This is a genomic window from Flavobacterium antarcticum DSM 19726 (genome assembly GCF_000419685.1).
GTDB classification, from domain to species: domain Bacteria; phylum Bacteroidota; class Bacteroidia; order Flavobacteriales; family Flavobacteriaceae; genus Flavobacterium; species Flavobacterium antarcticum.
The window spans coordinates 615206-633003 of record NZ_ATTM01000001.1 but is presented as its reverse complement, the minus strand read 5'-3'; the positions used below and the strand labels follow the sequence as shown (position 1 = coordinate 633003).

14 protein-coding genes and 1 pseudogene are annotated in these 17798 nt (G+C 34.7%); 4 read left to right on the top strand and 11 right to left on the bottom strand.

What is annotated here, in order from left to right; translation table 11 throughout:
- Positions 1–1135 precede the first annotated feature (1135 nt).
- From yidC to YWA_RS0102915, 10 genes and pseudogenes are all read right to left on the bottom strand, one after another.
- Positions 1136–3037 carry a membrane protein insertase YidC gene (gene yidC, locus YWA_RS0102960; RefSeq protein ID WP_022827006.1) on the bottom strand — a complete coding sequence of 634 codons (1902 nt, stop codon included), beginning with the start codon at positions 3035–3037 and terminating at the stop codon, positions 1136–1138.
- 44 nt (positions 3038–3081) lie between these two features.
- Entirely contained in the window at positions 3082–4695 is a 1614-nt protein-coding gene (locus YWA_RS0102955) for a CTP synthase (RefSeq protein WP_022827005.1), read from the bottom strand.
- A 248-nt stretch (positions 4696–4943) separates the two neighbouring features.
- Entirely contained in the window at positions 4944–6563 is a 1620-nt protein-coding gene (locus YWA_RS0102950; RefSeq protein ID WP_022827004.1) for an ice-binding family protein, read from the bottom strand.
- A 469-nt stretch (positions 6564–7032) separates the two neighbouring features.
- Complete coding sequence (locus tag YWA_RS0102945; protein WP_022827003.1) at positions 7033–7287, bottom strand: DUF3820 family protein; 255 nt, start codon at positions 7285–7287, stop codon at positions 7033–7035.
- Positions 7265–7666, bottom strand: coding sequence for an OsmC family protein (locus YWA_RS0102940; RefSeq protein WP_022827002.1), 402 nt, complete (start codon positions 7664–7666; stop codon positions 7265–7267). Before YWA_RS0102940 ends, YWA_RS0102945 begins: the two co-directional genes overlap by 23 nt.
- A gap of 1 nt (position 7667) precedes the next feature.
- Complete coding sequence (locus YWA_RS0102935; RefSeq protein ID WP_022827001.1) at positions 7668–9596, bottom strand: LysM peptidoglycan-binding domain-containing protein; 1929 nt, start codon at positions 9594–9596, stop codon at positions 7668–7670.
- A 71-nt stretch (positions 9597–9667) separates the two neighbouring features.
- Positions 9668–11197: a glutamine-hydrolyzing GMP synthase gene (gene guaA / locus YWA_RS0102930; protein ID WP_022827000.1), complete on the bottom strand. Its 1530-nt coding sequence runs from the start codon at positions 11195–11197 to the stop codon at positions 9668–9670.
- A 109-nt stretch (positions 11198–11306) separates the two neighbouring features.
- Positions 11307–11915 (bottom strand): DUF6705 family protein, encoded by a 609-nt coding sequence (locus tag YWA_RS14550; RefSeq protein ID WP_040472002.1) that lies wholly within the window; start codon positions 11913–11915, stop codon positions 11307–11309.
- 182 nt (positions 11916–12097) lie between these two features.
- Positions 12098–12796: pseudogene (guaA, locus tag YWA_RS14545) on the bottom strand (glutamine-hydrolyzing GMP synthase); the annotation flags it as partial.
- A 109-nt stretch (positions 12797–12905) separates the two neighbouring features.
- Positions 12906–13508 carry a DUF6705 family protein gene (locus tag YWA_RS0102915; RefSeq protein ID WP_157505286.1) on the bottom strand — a complete coding sequence of 201 codons (603 nt, stop codon included), beginning with the start codon at positions 13506–13508 and terminating at the stop codon, positions 12906–12908.
- 293 nt (positions 13509–13801) lie between these two features.
- On the opposite strand from YWA_RS0102915, the gene YWA_RS0102910 reads away from it, so the two are divergent.
- The 4 genes from YWA_RS0102910 (at position 13802) to YWA_RS0102895 (ending at position 16700) form a co-directional block, all read left to right on the top strand.
- On the top strand, positions 13802–14368 hold the full coding sequence (locus YWA_RS0102910) for an REP-associated tyrosine transposase (RefSeq protein ID WP_022826998.1): 567 nt from the start codon (positions 13802–13804) through the stop codon (positions 14366–14368).
- 173 nt (positions 14369–14541) lie between these two features.
- Positions 14542–15939, top strand: a complete 1398-nt coding sequence (locus YWA_RS0102905; protein WP_022826997.1) for an MFS transporter — start codon at positions 14542–14544, stop codon at positions 15937–15939.
- Between the two features lie 82 nt (positions 15940–16021).
- A complete protein-coding gene (locus tag YWA_RS0102900; protein ID WP_022826996.1) occupies positions 16022–16318 on the top strand; it encodes a type II toxin-antitoxin system HigB family toxin in 297 nt (98 codons plus the stop codon).
- 10 nt (positions 16319–16328) lie between these two features.
- Complete coding sequence (locus YWA_RS0102895) at positions 16329–16700, top strand: helix-turn-helix domain-containing protein (protein ID WP_022826995.1); 372 nt, start codon at positions 16329–16331, stop codon at positions 16698–16700.
- 50 nt (positions 16701–16750) lie between these two features.
- Here the strand turns inward: YWA_RS0102895 and YWA_RS0102890 are convergent, their stop codons facing one another.
- Positions 16751–17797: an RluA family pseudouridine synthase gene (locus tag YWA_RS0102890; protein ID WP_040472001.1), complete on the bottom strand. Its 1047-nt coding sequence runs from the start codon at positions 17795–17797 to the stop codon at positions 16751–16753.
- Position 17798 lies beyond the last annotated feature (1 nt).

Genomic DNA, 17798 nt, shown 5'->3' with positions numbered 1-17798 from the left:
TTGAAAAATAAATTTGATTTATTTTTTCCAAATCCTAACCTCAAAATACCTAAAGAACTTGTCCTCTTAGCGGGTGCAAAACTAACTACTTTTTTCGTCTCTCGCAAATTTATTTTTGATTATTTTTAACCTAAATAAATTTGATCTAAAAACAGTAATTTGTATGAACTTCGCCGTTGTTGCGGGTGCAAAAGTAACACTTCTTTTCACTTAAACAATACTTAATTCGTCCTTTTTTAAAAGTATTTTTTAAAGCTTTAATAGTCTGTGACTTAAACTTTATAATTTTTAAATTCAAATTACTTTTGAACTTGAATTAATAACAAAAATCCAATACACTCTACTAAAAACACCATTCACATACGTTTTATAAATATTAGCCCGTAGTTTTCAGTACTACAACCATGCATTTGCTATTCCTCTAATATGCTTTTACCATACTGCTTCTCTATATAAGGAGTGTTATACTGACTCAATCAAAATTCATAAATACAAATAGTTTCTAAATCAAATTTATATCGTTTTAAATCAGTCGTTTACAACAAAAAAGACGTAGGATACATCAACTGAACCCTTCTTTATCCATTTTTACTCCTATATATAAGGAGCATTTTATGAGATGTCATCTCCTAGTTTACCCAGTTCCTTTCTATTTTGTAAGACTTCGTACTCTAATTTTACAATAACTAAATAGAGAACTAAAATTAGCAGTTACTAAGAGAAAAATTCTATAACATTCGTATTTAATATTTCTATATAGTAACTTAAATTTATAGAGCAGGTTTTTTCAGCATAGTAATCTTATATGTACTAAAAACCAATCTAATTTAAATCGTTTAAATACGTAGTATATTTTAAAACAATCGCATCAATTCAAATCGCAACGAATATTAGTCTGCTATAAGGAATCTTTTGTCCTAAATAAGTCAGCAAATACTATTACTGTTAGGTTTATTTAATTCAACTCCCCACATCAAAGCAAATTTTTTATTACTATTTCTCTATATGTATTTGCACCAACTAATGCTTGGTTTCAATCCTTTGACTTGATCGCGTGCTACATATTGTGAGGAAAATATATTGTAAAAAAAAACAGTGAGTATCACTCACTGTCTTTAAATATTTAAAATAGAATTTACTTCTTCTTCGCTTTAAGCGCTTTTTGCTCTTCGGCCTGTTCCATCATCTCACGCATTTTGCGTTGAAACTTACTTTCAGATTTAGGTTTCGCTTTGTTCTCTTGAATCTTAGCGTGAATCTTATCATTGTCCACAATGTAGTTTTTGATCACTAACATAATTCCAATAGTAATTGTATTGGATACAAAATAGTACAAACTCAATCCTGATGCATAGTTGTTAAAGAAAAACAACATCATTAAAGGAGAAATGTAAATCATCACTTTCATGATTTTACCCATGTCTGGCATTCCTTCTTGTGTAGGAGCGGCCATTTGCTGGTCACCTGTCGTCATTTTCATATAGAAGAAAATCGCAACCGAAGCCAAAATTGGGAACAAACTCACGTGATTTCCGTAAAATGGAATGTAAAATGGCAAATGCAATACCGCATCAAACGAAGATAAATCGTCTGCCCAAAGGAAGCTCTTTTGACGTAAGTCGATCGCCGATGGGAAAAATTGAAACAAAGCATAGAATACTGGAATCTGCAATACCGCCGGAATACAACCCGCCATTGGGTTTACCCCTGCTTTTCCGTACAATTTCATAGTTTCCTGTTGCTTTTTCATCGCATCATTCTTATACTTCTCATTTAGTTCTGCAATTTCAGGTCGCAATACTTTCATCTTTGCTTGAGACAAGTATGATTTATACGTGATTGGCGACATTACTAGACGAATCAAAATTGTAAATACAATAATCGCAATTCCGTACGGGAAAAAATCAGCTAAAAAATCATACGTTGGTATAAACACATAACGGTTGATCCATCCGAAAATTCCCCAACCTAATGGTACAATTTCATCTAAATTACGCTTGTAGTCATTTAAGATTCGGTAATCCGTAGGACCATAATACCAATTCATATTGTAATTGATTTCTCCACCTTTAAAGGCTAATGGAATAATGGATGAATATTGTTTCGTAAAAACAGTATCTATTTTCTCATCCTTTACCAAGTTTTCCGAAGTCATTTTTGCCGTTGCAAAAGGCGTATCGGTTAGTAAAATAGAGGTAAAAAAGTGTTGCTTGTAAGCGACATAAGTAACGTCTTTCGCGTCGTCTGTCGTTAATCCGCTTTGACTCGTGTACGAATCTTTACCGTCTTCGTATTCATATACAATTTCAGCATAACGATTTTCATACGTTACACTTTTCTCGTTACGGTAGGTTTTCAAATCCCATTCTAAATCAAGAGGTTTACTTGCATTCAAAACCCCGTTCATTCCTTGTGAACGAATAGAGAAATCCAACATGTATTCCTTTGGTTTCAGTACGTAACGGTATTCCAAGTACGCATTTGCAGCAGATTTTAAACGCATGGTCAAAACTTGATTTGCTCCTTCTTTGGTTAAAGTAGGTTCAAAATATAAGTTTTTAGTATCTAAAGCTCTGTTATCTGCTGTTTGCAATTTCAAGTTTAAACTTGCATTGTTTTCCTTGATGATTTTCACTAAACTTCCCGAACCTTTATAAAATTGTTCGAAGTTTTTCAAAGTTGCATCAACAATGTAACCTCCTTTGTTTGCGATCTTCAAAGAAAGCAACTCATTTTCAATTGTAGTAAAATCGTTTTTTGCAGAAGGAAGTGTCGCTGAATAAGCAAAATTCCCTAACGAACCTTTCAATTTTGCCAATTGAGTAGAATCCGTTTGAGTTGTATCAATGACAACCGATTGAATTGGAGTATTCTCCGTTTTTACCGTTTTGGCGTCTTTATCTACTTGCTCTTTCTTTGCTTTCTCAGCAGCCAACTCTTGTTCAGTAGGCTGATTTTGATACATAATCCACATTAAAATTCCAAAAATCAGGGCAAACCCGATGATGGAATTGAGATCAAATTTTTTTTCTTCCATTGTTCTGCTTTACGATAGACGTGCTATCAATTCTACTTATTTAATTATTTTTGTTTTGCTTTAACCGTTGCTGCAACAAAATTTACAAATAAAGGATGCGGATTGGCCACTGTACTTTTATATTCTGGATGGTACTGAACGCCGATGAAGAACGGATGTTTTTCAATTTCAACTATCTCCACCAATCCCGTTTCCGGATTTACACCCGACGCTTTCAATCCTGCTTTTTCTAATTCTGCCAAATAATCGCCGTTGAATTCATAACGGTGACGGTGGCGTTCTAAAATACTTGTATTGTTATAAATTTTGTATGCTAACGTATTTTCTTTTATATCGCATTTCCAAGCTCCCAAACGCATGGTTCCTCCTTTGTCTGTAATGCTTTTTTGCTCTTCCATTAAGTCAATCACTGGATGAGAAGTTCCGCTGTTCATTTCTGTTGAATTGGCATCTTTGTAACCTAAGACATTTCTTGCGTATTCAATAACCGCCATCTGCATGCCCAAACAAATTCCTAAAAATGGAATGTTATTCTCTCGTGCATAACGAACCGCTTCAATTTTTCCTTCAATACCGCGTTCTCCAAAACCTGGTGCCACTAAAATACCATCTAATTCTTTGAATTTTTCAGCAACATTTGACGCGTCAATATATTCTGAGTGCACAGAAACCACATTGACTTTCGTCTCATTTGCCGCTCCTGCATGAATAAATGCTTCTAAAATTGATTTGTAAGAATCTTGCAATTCCACATATTTACCAATTAATCCAATATTTACTACGTGTTTTGGATTTTTTAATCGGTGTAAAAATACGTTCCAATTTTTCAAATCTGGAGCTGCCTTTTTCGGTAAATCCAATTTTTTCAATGCCACCACGTCTAAACCTTCTTCCAACATTAAGTTGGGCACTTCATAAATCGTTGAAGCATCAATAGATTGAATTACTGCTTCGCGTTTTACATTGCAAAACAAGGCCAATTTATTACGCAATTCATCTGAAATTTCATGTTCCGTACGGCACACTAAAATGTCTGCTTTTATACCGCTTTCCATTAAGGTTTTAACCGAGTGCTGGGTTGGCTTTGTTTTCAATTCTCCTGCAGCAGCTAAATAAGGCACTAAAGTCAAATGCACCACAATTCCATTTCCTTCTCCAAGTTCCCAAACCAGTTGTCGAACCGATTCTATATAAGGTAAACTTTCAATGTCACCTACTGTTCCACCAATTTCTGTAATCACGATGTCATAGTTACCGGTATTACCCAATAATTGCATGCGTTCTTTAATTTCATTGGTAATATGAGGAACAACTTGAACGGTTTTTCCTAAAAATTCTCCTCTTCGCTCTTTTTCAATTACCGAAAGATAAACTCTTCCTGTAGTAACATTATTAGCTTGCGACGTTGGAAAATTCAAGAAGCGTTCGTAGTGTCCTAAATCCAAATCCGTTTCTGCACCATCATCCGTCACGTAACATTCTCCGTGTTCATACGGATTTAAAGTCCCTGGATCTACATTAATGTAGGGATCAAATTTCTGAATTGTTGTTCGATATCCTCTCGCTTGCAATAGTTTTGCTAACGATGCTGCGATAATTCCTTTTCCTAACGAAGAGGTCACCCCACCGGTTACAAAAATATATTTTACTTGATTCATTGTGTTGTTGTTTGTAGTTGTAGTTGTGTAAAAAAACGTGGCAAAAGTACGAATTTAATTAGATATGTGGTGAATTAAACACGTGTAAATTTGGCTACAGCCAAAATGAATCTACCGGTTGTCCACGAACCACTTACGTCATGTAAATTTCAATTTAGCACCAATAATCCGCTGATTAAAAAATCAGTACAAAAAAAACCCTCTACTGAACTCAATCAGCAGAGGGTATTAGAATAGAAAACTATGTTTTATTTTGAAATCAACTTTCCTGTTTCAACCGTTCCAGCAGCAGTATTAATGCTATAGAAATACATTCCTGGAGCAACATTTACGTCAATAGCTGTCGTAGTTTGCGTAATCATTTTTTGAAGAATCGTTTTACCCATTACATCATATAAAGTAAATGTACTGTTGACATTTGCCTCGTTAACTTTTACAATTAAATTAGTTGTAAATGGATTTGGATAAACCAATGATTTAGTATTGATCGGTTGCACGTCTCCAATACCTAATGTTTCACAACCTGCAGTCACTGTGTCTGTAATTGCAAATGTTGTAAATGTACCACTAGTTGTTAGCACTCTTCCATCCACTTCCACTCCAGTACTCAAGTTTACAGCTCCATTATTACCTACAATCGTTCCGCTGAATTCAGAATAATCATTGATATTGATTGCACCATTTACAATCCAGTACACATTTTTAGCTTGGGCTCCATTCAACAAAATAACTTTAGCATACGTACTTGTAGAAAGTGCTCCGTAAATTTTGATTACAAAAACAGCATCTGAATTGTTTTGACCATCTAAATACAAATTATTGGTTAACACAGTCGCTCCATTCAATAAATAAGTATGTGGCGTTAAAAGCAAATCATTTCCAAATTGTGCTGGATACAACAATTCAATATCTGCAACTAGTGCATTTAAATACGTTCTTACATTTAGAAGATCTACTGCACATAAATTAGTTGAAACATCTGGAATAGGATGAATCGTTCCCGTAACATTTAAACTGTTAAATCCACTAGTTAAACCTGTATTTGTTCCTACATCTCCAACCAACATTGTTGTTCCCACATTTGTAACATCACCTGCTCCAGAGAAAATTGCGTAACAAACCGTTGATCCTAAATTTGGCGCAATAGGACCTGTTAAAACCGCACTTCCACAACCCAAAGGCAGTTGACCTACAATTCCATTTACAGTTACAGCACCAGTAGTAGATAAAAGTCTTCCTTCAAGTGTTGAATCAATAGCCATAAGAATTGCAGCATTATTTGCAACAATGGTTCCTTTCATTTTAGTCCCTGTAGACATATCTACTAGGCCTTCCACTTTCCAAAACACATTACAAGCACGAGCACCATTAATTAATGTAATTTCTGATAAAGCATTTGTAGAAAAAGCACCTTGAATTTGAATTACAAATAAAGCATTTGGATCTCCTTGTGCATTGAAAATTAGGTTACCGTCTAAAACTGCTCCACTGTTGATAAAGTAAGTTCCTGCATTTAGCGATTGTCCGTTCCCCAATAAAGAAGACGGAAAATAATTTGGAATCAATGCGTTTAATTGATTGTATGCTATTAATAAATCGGCTGATGCCAGTTGACTGACAATATTGTCGTCTTGCATTACTCCGTTTACATTTCCAAAACCAGTTGACGTTCCTCCGGATGTGTTCGTTCCTACATTACCTGTAAGGTGTGTCGCCAGACTATTAGTCGTATTACAAGACACGGCTCCATCAGTAGAGAAGACTACGAAATTCGCAGCTGTTCCCAATGTAGGTGCTTGAGCGCTTACTGAAATACCTGCTAACAACATTAAGAAAGCTGTTAAGAAGTGGGGTACTTTTGTTTTCATTTTGATTAAGTTTTACAATAACATAGTTGTTATTACTTAGGTCAAAGGTGGTGCTCAAAAACTCTTTAGAAATTATAGCATTTATACAAAATATTATAACATTTCAGAGGTACCTAAATCTTAAAATATAATAATACTAATTTGAAAATCAGTATATTATAATGCATAAAGCAGAAACGTGACTTTTAAAAATTTGAAATTATACAAAATAAAAAATCTTGTTTTTTAAGCTAAAAACCGAGTGAATCAGGCATTTATTGTCTTTAAAAACAGTAAACAAATGTTAATAAATAATGATGGTCAATTATAAATCAAGACTACGTTTCCTTGTAAGTTTTAAGAACTCATGTAGATTTGAAAAGTCATTTGCAAATTTGAAGTAGTTGCATTTAAGAATTATTCAGGATTGAAAAGTAGTATTTCATAATTCTATGAAAGAAAAATTCAATCCAATTGTAAGAGTGAACAATTACCGAGGTTTGGGATACCTCTTTTTTATGTTCCGAATCAAATCCTCGAGACCATTTAGTTTTAATTCGTAAATCAGTTGCAGTTGCAATCCCAATTCTCCTTTTGGAAAACCTTTATTGCTGTACCAAACCACATAGTATTCGGGTAGGTCAATAAGAAAACGCCCCTCGTATTTTCCGAAGGGCATTTTAGTATGTGCAAGTTTGATGAGTTTTTCTTGATCGGTCAATTTACTTCCAATTAAAAGTAACATCCTTTTTGATATTTGGATGCAAACTATTCAAAACCGGACACGTCATGGCAGTTCGTTCTAAAATTAATTTCGTTCGTTGATCCACGGCAATTGCCATATCCAGTTTTACCTGAATTTCGATAATTCTCCTCGGGTCCGTTCCCATAATTTTGGTCACTTCTGCAGTTGAATGGGTCAAATCCACGTCTAAATCTTTAGACTTAATTCCCATCATGGTCATCATGCAACTTGCAAGTCCGTTCGCCACGGTGTCGGTTGGCGAAAATGCTTCTCCTTTTCCGTTGTTGTCTGTTGGAGCGTCAGAAATAATTTCTGTTCCTGATTGAATATGAATGGACGAAGTTCTCAACTCGCCCAAGTAGGTTACTTTTGAAGTCATTTTAATTGGCTGTTTTTATGGATAAATCAGTGTCGTAATATAAGATGTAAAATCCGGTGTTGCGGAAACCTTTGTCCGCTCTTTTTGCATAGGCAAATTTATTTTCAAACTGTTCCGTAGCGACACTTAAAAGCGTTTCTTTAAATTCTTTTTCTTGTGAAAGTCGCAATAAAGCATCAAACGTCACGTCAAAACCACGCACTGCATACGGATTTGGTGCAATCATATTGATTTTACGGTATTTCTGTGTAAAATACGATTTTTCATTTTCAGTAACTTGCTTCCCTAAAGAAGGATACATAAGTTTTAATTTAGCCAAACTTTCCATTTTAATTTCATCCGAATCTAATTTTGAGTTGGTTTCCAAAACCACAAGTTGGATGTCGTATTCTGATTGCAAAGCTAATAGTGTACTGATAATCATTTTGATGCGGTACGTATTCTCAGTATCCATAACCACGTAATTTCGCTTTCCTTTTTCTAAAAGCAATTTAATGCCATTATTTGTACTTTCAATAGATTCAAAATTGACCATCTTAACGTCCTTCTGATTTTCAACGAAATATTTTCGGGTCGATAATTTCTTGGTATCAATCACTCCAAAGACGTTATTGCCGTCCATTTTCATGAATTCAAACATTTTATCCTTCATAAAAAGATCCGAAGGAATGGTTTGAATTACGTTGGGTAAAACTGCAGTAGTTTCTTTTGACAAGGGCGAGACAATACTAATGCTGTCGTTTACTAAAAGTTGAGCGGCACTTTCCACATTACTTTGATAAAAAGGACCGATTACCACATTTGTTCCATTAAAATTGCTTTGGTTGAAAATCGAAGCAACATTTGAAGAATTTTTTGTTTCCTGAGAATCAAATATTTTTACATCCACATTCAAACCTAAAACTTTTGCCGAATCAATGGCCATCAATGCACCTGAATAAAAATCAAGCGTCATGCTTAAAAATTTATCATTCCGAATGCGATTGCGAACAGAACTCGTGTCGCTTTGAATTTTTGAAATATTAAAAGGCATCAGTAAAACTAATTTTTTCCGAGTCGACGTATTAAACGTTTGCGTCAAGTCGCCTTGTTTTTTAGGAGCAATTAACGGTGTTTTAGCAGAAGGATTTGGAAAATAAAGTACCATTCCATCACGAACACCTTCTTTCAAAGAAGGATTTAATGCCATTAATTCTTCTTGAGAATAACCTGTCTTTTTAGAAATGCCGTATAATGTTTCTTTGGGTTGCACTTCATACGAAACCATATTGGGTTTTATTGGCACCGCAATAATAGCAGCATTGGGCTTTACCTCTACCTTATCGGCTTTTTCAGTTATTTCTTTTGGAATTTTCAGGCTGTAGCCAATTTGCAATCCGTCTTTGATCTCTGGATTCAATTTCTCCAACTCTTCAATTGAAACATTGTATTGTTTGGAAATGGAATACTTGGTTTCCTTCGCTTCCACCACGTGAACTTTAGTGTTTTTAGGTGTAGTTGCGACAGATTTTAGCGGCGTAACAATTGCTTGTTTTGAAGGAATTATCAGTTCATCTCCAATTTTCAACCCACTTTCAGCAAGTCCGGGATTTGCTTTTAGCAAGTCTGCTTCTGTGATGTTGTAGAGTTTGGTCAAACCATAAATCGTTTCCTTTGGAGAAACGAGGTGCGTCTTTTTATCTGTTACTTTCGCTTCAGATTCACGAATGATGATTCCTTGTCCTTTTGGGATCAGCAAAATCATATCGGGTTGTAATCCGTTTTGAGCATCCGGATTTAATTTGAATATGTTGGCCGGAGTAATCTCGTATTTCTGTGCGATTTTTGTAACGGTTTCGCCACTTTCGACTTTATGTTTAATAAAGTTCTGTTGAGCAAAAGCGCCAAAACTCATTCCGATGAATGCAAAACACATCAATAACTTCTTCATATTCAATCTTTTTATTAAAAAAATTTAGCGCCTCTAATTTACTAAAAATAGAAACGCTAAATACATTTATTTTATTCCCACTCAATCGTTGCAGGTGGTTTTGAGCTAATGTCGTAAACGACTCTATTCACTCCTTTTACTTTATTTATAATATCGTTTGACACTTTCATTAAGAAATCATACGGTAAATGTACCCAATCCGCAGTCATTCCGTCTGTTGATTCCACGGCTCTTAACGCTACGACTTTTTCGTATGTACGTTCGTCGCCCATCACACCCACACTATTTACAGGAAGCAATATTGCTCCGGCTTGCCAAACTTTATCGTACAATCCCCAAGAACGCAATCCGTCAATGAAAACGGCATCAACATCTTGTAAAATCTGCACTTTTTCTGGTGTAATATCGCCTAAAATTCGAATCGATAATCCTGGACCTGGAAACGGATGACGACCTAATAATGCCGCATCAATTCCTAAAGTCGCTCCTACTCTACGAACTTCATCTTTAAACAACATGCGAAGAGGTTCCACGATTTTCAATTTCATGTAATCCGGTAAACCACCTACATTATGGTGTGATTTAATTGTAGCCGATGGTCCTTTTACAGAAACCGACTCAATTACATCGGGATAAATCGTTCCTTGAGCCAACCATTTTACCTCGTCGCTGATTTTTGATTCGTCGTCAAAAACTTCAATGAATACACGACCGATGGTTTTACGTTTGGTTTCAGGATCGCTGATTCCCGCCAATGCATCCAAGAAACGTGCCGAAGCATCGACTCCTTTTACATTCAAGCCCATTCCTTTGTATTGCTCTAAAACACTTTCGTATTCGTTTTTACGCAAAAGTCCGTTGTTTACGAAAATACAATGCAAGTTGGGCCCAATGGCTTGGTGCAATAAAACGGCAGCTACTGTAGAATCTACACCACCTGAAAGTCCTAAAACCACTTTATCAGTTCCGATTTTTTCTTTCAATTCCGCCACCATTTCTTCTACGAAAGCATTTGGTGTAAAGTTTTGAGGAACTTCAGCAATCTTCACTAAGAAGTTTTCTAAAATCTGCTTTCCATCTGTTGAATGATATACTTCTGGATGAAATTGAATTGCATAAGTCGTTTCACCTTCAATTTTGTAAGCTGCATTTTCTACGTCATGCGTACTTGCTAATTTCACTCCGTTTGTAGGAAGTGTTTTCACCGTATCCGAATGACTCATCCAAACTTGTGAGTTTTCAGCGACACCGTCAAAGAAAACTTCTCCTTCTTTAATGAAAGACAAATTCGCTCTTCCGTATTCTCTCGTATCCGATGGAGCAACTAGGCCACCGCTGAAATGTGCCAAATATTGAGCACCATAACAAACAGCCAGAAGTGGCATTTTACCTCGAATTTGCGACAAGTCAGGATGCGGAGCGTCTTCGGCACGAACCGAAAAAGGACTACCCGACAAAATCACTGCCTTGTAAGACGATAGGTCTGTTGGAAAATTATTATATGGGAAAATTTCGCAGAATATATTTAATTCGCGAACGCGTCGGGCAATAAGTTGTGTGTATTGCGAGCCGAAATCTAAAATAAGTACGTTGTGTTGCATGTGCAAAAATAACTTTTATAATTGAAATGTGAAATTGGTTTGAGAAAGTTTTCATAACAAAAAAATGCCTTGATTTTCATCAAGGCATTTAATATATTAATTATGCTAATTAATTGATTTTAGTTAAAATCAAATTTGCTGGAATTTTAAAACTGCTAGTATCATAATCATCAGTTGCACAACCAATACCTTGTATTTCTCGCCAATCGATTCTTTCCCATTTCATTTTTTTAGGTTGTGAAGCAAGTGTGAGTAAATATGTTAGATTTATTTTTGCTCTTTTGGTTCTTGAACAACTTGTAGTAGAAGGCTCATTATAATGAAGATTCACTGTATTTAAATCTTTTACATCGTGCCCATCAATGTAGTTTAATCGAGTATCAAGATTTAAATTATCAATAGGAATTGTATTGTAAACGATTACACCATTATACTTATAAATATAATTTCCTACTAATATATCTCTATATTGTCTAGTACCTTTTGGAGATGTATAGTCAACTTTAATCAATTTTGTCATTATAAGTTTCAAATAATAAGGTCCGCTATTATATTCCCAAATACCAGTAAATTTGCCTAAACTATTGTCTACATCTTTAAAATAAACATTATCAATATACATATTATTGGATTTAAAATAATCTTTAAGTGGAATTTCTGTTTGACCAATTACTGTATTTGAAATAAGAACTATTACTATTGGTATAAATTTTTTCATTTTCGTTTTTTTTTAAATAATTTTTACCCAATTATAAGTACCATCTGGATTTAGAGTTCCTTTATAATAATTAAAACCACTATTTTGCTCTATTAACCATTGTATGAAATTAGACTCAAGTAAAGAATCGTATTCTGAATCAGTACAATTGTTATTGCATTCATTTTGCGACTTAGTTATAACATTATCTTCGCAGCTACTGTAGAATCTACACCACCTGAAAGTCCTAAAACAACTTTATCATTACCGATTTTTTCCTTCAGTTCCGCAATCATTTCTTCAGCGAAAGCATTCGGTGTGAAGTTTTGAGGAACTTCAGCTATTTTCACTAAAAAGTTTTCTAAAATTTTACTTCCATCTGTTGAATGATATACCTCAGGGTGAAATTGAATCGCGTAAGTCGTTTCGCCTTCAATTTTGTAAGCTGCATTTTCTACGTCATGAGTACTTGCTAATTTCACTCCGTTCGTAGGAAGCGTTTTTACCGTATCCGAATGACTCATCCACACTTGCGAATTTAAAGAAACACCTTCAAAGAAAACTTCTCCTTCTTTTATGAAAGATAAGTTTGCTCTTCCGTATTCTCTCGTATCCGATGGAGCAACCAATCCGCCGCTGAAATGTGCCAAATATTGAGCACCATAACAAACAGCCAGAAGTGGCATTTTACCTCGAATTTGCGACAAGTCAGGATGCGGAGCGTCTTCGGCACGAACCGAAAAAGGACTACCCGACAAAATCACTGCTTTGTAAGACGATAAGTCTGTTGGAAATTTATTATAAGGAAAAATTTCGCAGAATATATGTAATTCGCGAACGCGTCGGGCAATAAGTTGTGTGTATTGCGAGCCGAAATCTAAAATAAGTACGTTGCGTTGCATGTGCAAAAATAACTTTTATATTTGGAATTTGAAATTGGTTTTAGAAAGTTTTGGTAATAAAAAAATGCCTTGATTTTCATCAAGGCATTTAATATATTAATTATACTAATTAATTGATTTTAGTTAAAATCATATTTGCTGGAATAAGAAACTCTGAATTATCAGGGTGTATATCGCCACAATAACTATTATCAAAATAAGTAGTTGCTGTTGTTCTTAACCAAGACATTTTTCCAGGCAATCCCGTTAATCTTTTAATAGTCAAATCTCCTACTTTTCTCCTGTGACAATCTACAAATGAGGGCTCAGTATAAGTGAAATAAATTTCTGAATTCTTTGTAAATGCACTACCTAAATCACTGGGTTTGGTATTAACAGTATTTGGAGCCAAATACAATTGCCCATAATTATCGTAAATAACAACTCCATTTTTCTTATAAATATATTTTGCTTTTAGACGGTCAAAATATTGTTTTTTAGTCCCATTTGTATATTCAAGTTCTTTCACAATTAATGTAAAGGTTACCTTAAAATAATCAGTTCCGTTATTGTATTCCCAAGTTCCTACACAATTAGCAAGTGTATTGTTAGTGTCTTTATAATAGACATTATCTAAAAGCATACTATCAGTTATAGCGTCTGAAATTGGTTTAATTGTTTGAGCTGTTAACATGCTAATAGATAGTAAAAATACTAATGATATAATTTTCATAATAATTTAATTTTTTTTATTTTTTAAAAGTGAATGATTAATTATTTGTATTGTTTTAATTATTTTGATTTAGTGTTAGTGAATTAATATCAAATCTTCCTTCGGTTATATATATCAATTCTGAAGGGTTGTCTTTATTGTATAAAGTACAGTTAAAAATTCCAGAATAAATAGAAACTCCAGCACCTAAATCAGATCGTGTGATTTTTATTACCCCGCTACCGCGCGAATCCCTTCGCGTGGCTCTGTCATATTCACATCACTATTTTCTCTAAATTAGCAATAAAAACAAAATGAGTAGAAATTATAAATTTCACCATCCAAAAGGACTCTATTTTGTAAGTTTTGCTGTAATCAACTGGCTTGATGTATTTACAAGAAATGAATACAAAGACTTAATTTTAGAAAGTCTAGAGTTCTGTCAGAAGAAGAAAGCAATGGAAATTCATGCTTGGTGTATCATGACCAATCACGTACATTTAATTTTTAGAAGTTTAGATTCCCAAAATCCCGAACTTATATTAGGCGACTTTAAGCGTTTTACAAGCAGAAGTATCACTAAAGCCATTGCAGAAAATCCAAAAGAAAGTAGAAAAGAATTTTTAGTAACTGCTTTTAAAAAAGAAGCAGAAAAAACGAGCAATACAACTAACTATCAATTTTGGCGTCATGATAATAAGCCTATAGAATTATGGAGTAATGAAGTGATTCAACAAAAAATTGATTACATACACAATAATCCCGTTAAGGAAGGTATTGTATTTAGACCCGAAGATTACAAATACAGCAGTGCCTCGGATTACTCTGGAGTGAAAGGATTGCTCGATGATGTTTGTGTTTTTCAATATTTTAAATTGTAGTGTAACCACGCGAAAGGATTCGTGCGGGAGCGTAGAATTCTTACCTCAGGCCTCAATAGAAATCTTTTAAAAACACCTTTTTCAATTATATGATGCAATTTCTAAATTCAAAACAACACTTAATTAATTGATAATATTCTAAAACTTGACAAGACTTTTTTTAATTTTATCCTATGCCAAAAACACAGACTTTAGAAACCACAAAAAAAGTGTTGCCCTTAATTTTAGCCACTGCCATTTTTATGCAGATGCTGGATTCTACGATTCTGAACACTTCCTTACCTTCCATTGCAAAAGATTTAAATGAGTCGCCACTGAACATGCAAAATGCAATTATCAGTTATGTGTTAACTTTGGCTGTTTTTATGCCTGCTAGTGGATTTTTGGCAGACCGATTTGGCACAAAGAAAACATTCATTATTGCCATAATACTTTTTAGTTTGGGTTCCTTATTTTGTGCAGGTTCTGAAAATCTTACGCAACTTGTAATTTCAAGAGTGATTCAAGGAATTGGAGGAAGCTTGATGACGCCTGTTGGAAAATTAGCCTTAATAAAGACTTTTGACCGAAACGAATTGGTAAAAGCAATGAACTTCGCTATTGTACCTGCATTAATTGGACCCGTTTTAGGACCGTTGGTGGGAGGTTATTTGGTCGATTATTTATCGTGGCATTGGATTTTTCTCATAAATATTCCTATTGGCCTCGTCGGAATAATTTTAGGAATTAAATACATGCCCAATTATACTTCTAAAGAGGTAGATTTCGATTTAAAAGGCTTTTTTATTTTTGCAGGTGCCTCACTTTTACTTTCGATCGCACTAGAACTGTTTGGGAACACAAAGAATATCACACCTGTTCTAATCATTTTCATTTTGGGTTTCCTTTTTCTCTACTATTATTACAAGCATGCACGAAAAGGCAAGAATCCTATTTTCCCTTTGAACCTGTTTCAAGTAAGAACATTTCGCGTAGGCATTGTAGGGAATCTTGCCACTAGGTTAGGAATTAGTGCTGTTCCGTTATTATTGCCTTTGATGATTCAGATTGCGTTTAAACAATCGGCAGTAACATCCGGATGGATGATCGCTCCAATGGCACTTACTGCAATGTTTGCAAAATCGTACGTCATTAAAATTCTAGATAAATTTGGTTATAAAAGAACTTTGATGGTAAACACATTCATCATTGGAACATTAATTTGCTGCCTTGCAATTCCCGACATTCACACCTCTTTGCTTTGGTTTATTCCGATAATTGCTACATTAGGATTTTTCAATTCCATTCAATTCACCTCTATGAATGCCATTTCAATTGCCGATTTACGTAACTTCCAAACCAGCAGCGGAAACTCTTTAGTGTCGGTAAACCAACAGTTAGCAGTAGGATTTGGAATTGCATTTGGACTGATCATATTGAAACTATTTGAAAATAATGCAGCACTGATTCACAACGAAACCCATAATGCTTTTCGTCTTACGTTTCTAACCGTTGGAATTCTTACCATTTTAACAGGATTTGTTTTCAGAAGATTGCATGTTTCTGATGGGCTGAATTTAAAGTCTAAATAAAAAAATAATCTATAAAAAAAAATTATTAAAAAATAGTTCTATATTAGAGAACTTTCTGTATATTTGTTTATTAATTGAAGCCATGAAAAGAATCATTTCAAAAAGCACACTTCGCGAATTTTGGGATATACATGAAGATGCAGAGCAGTATCTGAAAACTTGGTACGACACTGCTAAAACAGCCAAATGGTTTTCCCCAAACGATGTAAAAAAGACGTATGCAAATGCAAGTATTTTAAAAGACAGTAGAGTCGTTTTCAATATTAAAGGCAATTCATATCGATTGGTTGTGAAATTCAATTATGAGAAACAATGGGCATTTATTCGCTTTATCGGAACGCATTCAGAATATGATAAAATAAATGCAAACACAATCTAAATGAACTATTATGGAAATTAAACCTATAAAATCTGAACTTGATTACCGCAATGCATTAAGTCGTCTTGAAGAAATTTTTGACGCAGCCGTAGATACTAAAGAAGGTGACGAAGCAGAAATTCTATCATTGCTGATTGAAAATTACGAAAATGATCATTATCCAATTGAAGCTCCAGACCCAATTGAAGCCATAAAAATAAGAATGGAGGAACTGAATATACGCCAACAAGATTTGGTAGGAATATTAGGAGGAAAAAGTAGAGTATCCGAAATTCTCAACAAAAAGAAACGGTTGACTGTAGACATGATTAGAGAACTAGAAAAAAAACTTGAAATTTCTGCATCAGTTCTTATCAACAATTATCAACTCTCTGAAAAATAATTTTGAATTCATAAAAAAAATGCCTTAATTTTCATCAAGGCATTTGCTATTTAATCTTCGTCTTCGTCAGTTGAATGTGACTTCGAGTAATTGCGCCATCTCTCAATGACGTCTTGCATATCTTGTGGCAAATCGGTGTCAAAACGTTTCATTTCTCCGGTCGTAGGATGGATAAAACCTAACGTCTTGGCGTGAAGGGCTTGTCTTGGCAAAGCTTTAAAACAATTATCAATAAACTGTTTGTATTTCGTAAACGTCGTTCCTTTTAAAATCAAATGACCACCGTATCGTTCGTCGTTAAACAACGTGTGACCAATGTGTTTCAAATGCACCCGAATTTGGTGTGTTCGACCCGTTTCTAATTGGCACGAAATCAAAGTTACATATCCAAAACGCTCTAATACTTTATAATGTGTAACCGCTGGTTTTCCTATTTCTTCGTCGGCAAAAACAGCCATTTGCATTCTGTCTTTGACGTGTCTGGCAATATTTCCTTCAATCGTTCCTTGGTCTTCTTTGACATTTCCCCAAACAAGCGCGATGTATTCTCTTTCGGAAGTTTTCGCTTCAAATTGTTTGGCCAAATGCGTCATTGCAGCTTCAGTTTTTGCAATTACCAAAAGTCCAGATGTATCTTTATCAATTCGGTGTACCAATCCTGGTCGTTCGCTGCTGTTCATTGGCAAATTCTCAAAATGATACGCCAAGGCATTCACTAAAGTGCCGGTATAATTTCCGTGTCCGGGATGTACCACCATTCCTGGTTCTTTGTTGACCAACAATAAAGTGTCGTCTTCGTAAACAATATTTAAAGGAATATTTTCTGGATCTACTCGGTTTTCAAAAGGCGGATGCGACAATAAAATACGGACTACATCAAAAGGTTTTACTTTGTAATTCGACTTTACGGGAACATCATTCACATAGATATTGCCGTTCGTAGCTGCATTCTGAATTTTATTTCGGGTCGAATTCGGCAACATGTGCATCAAATATTTGTCAATTCGCAAGAACTCTTGTCCTTTGGGAACTTCAAATCTAAAATGTTCAAATAAATCGTCATCTAATTCTATTTCGGGTGTATGTTCTTCTGTCATC

Coding starts and splice junctions, on each gene's coding strand:
- YWA_RS0102945 (WP_022827003.1), bottom strand. CDS start 7,287: ATGTTACTTTTAATTGGAAGTAAATTGACCGATCAAGAAAAACTCATC.
- YWA_RS0102895 (WP_022826995.1), top strand. CDS start 16,329: ATGGAAATTAAACCTATAAAATCTGAACTTGATTACCGCAATGCATTA.
- YWA_RS0102890 (WP_040472001.1), bottom strand. CDS start 17,797: ATGACAGAAGAACATACACCCGAAATAGAATTAGATGACGATTTATTT.
- YWA_RS14550 (WP_040472002.1), bottom strand. CDS start 11,915: ATGAAAAAATTTATACCAATAGTAATAGTTCTTATTTCAAATACAGTA.
- YWA_RS0102940 (WP_022827002.1), bottom strand. CDS start 7,666: ATGACTTCAAAAGTAACCTACTTGGGCGAGTTGAGAACTTCGTCCATT.
- YWA_RS0102955 (WP_022827005.1), bottom strand. CDS start 4,695: ATGAATCAAGTAAAATATATTTTTGTAACCGGTGGGGTGACCTCTTCG.
- YWA_RS0102900 (WP_022826996.1), top strand. CDS start 16,022: ATGAAAAGAATCATTTCAAAAAGCACACTTCGCGAATTTTGGGATATA.
- YWA_RS0102910 (WP_022826998.1), top strand. CDS start 13,802: ATGAGTAGAAATTATAAATTTCACCATCCAAAAGGACTCTATTTTGTA.
- YWA_RS0102905 (WP_022826997.1), top strand. CDS start 14,542: ATGCCAAAAACACAGACTTTAGAAACCACAAAAAAAGTGTTGCCCTTA.
- guaA (WP_022827000.1), bottom strand. CDS start 11,197: ATGCAACACAACGTACTTATTTTAGATTTCGGCTCGCAATACACACAA.
- YWA_RS0102935 (WP_022827001.1), bottom strand. CDS start 9,596: ATGAAGAAGTTATTGATGTGTTTTGCATTCATCGGAATGAGTTTTGGC.
- YWA_RS0102915 (WP_157505286.1), bottom strand. CDS start 13,508: ATGAAAATTATATCATTAGTATTTTTACTATCTATTAGCATGTTAACA.
- yidC (WP_022827006.1), bottom strand. CDS start 3,037: ATGGAAGAAAAAAAATTTGATCTCAATTCCATCATCGGGTTTGCCCTG.
- YWA_RS0102950 (WP_022827004.1), bottom strand. CDS start 6,563: ATGAAAACAAAAGTACCCCACTTCTTAACAGCTTTCTTAATGTTGTTA.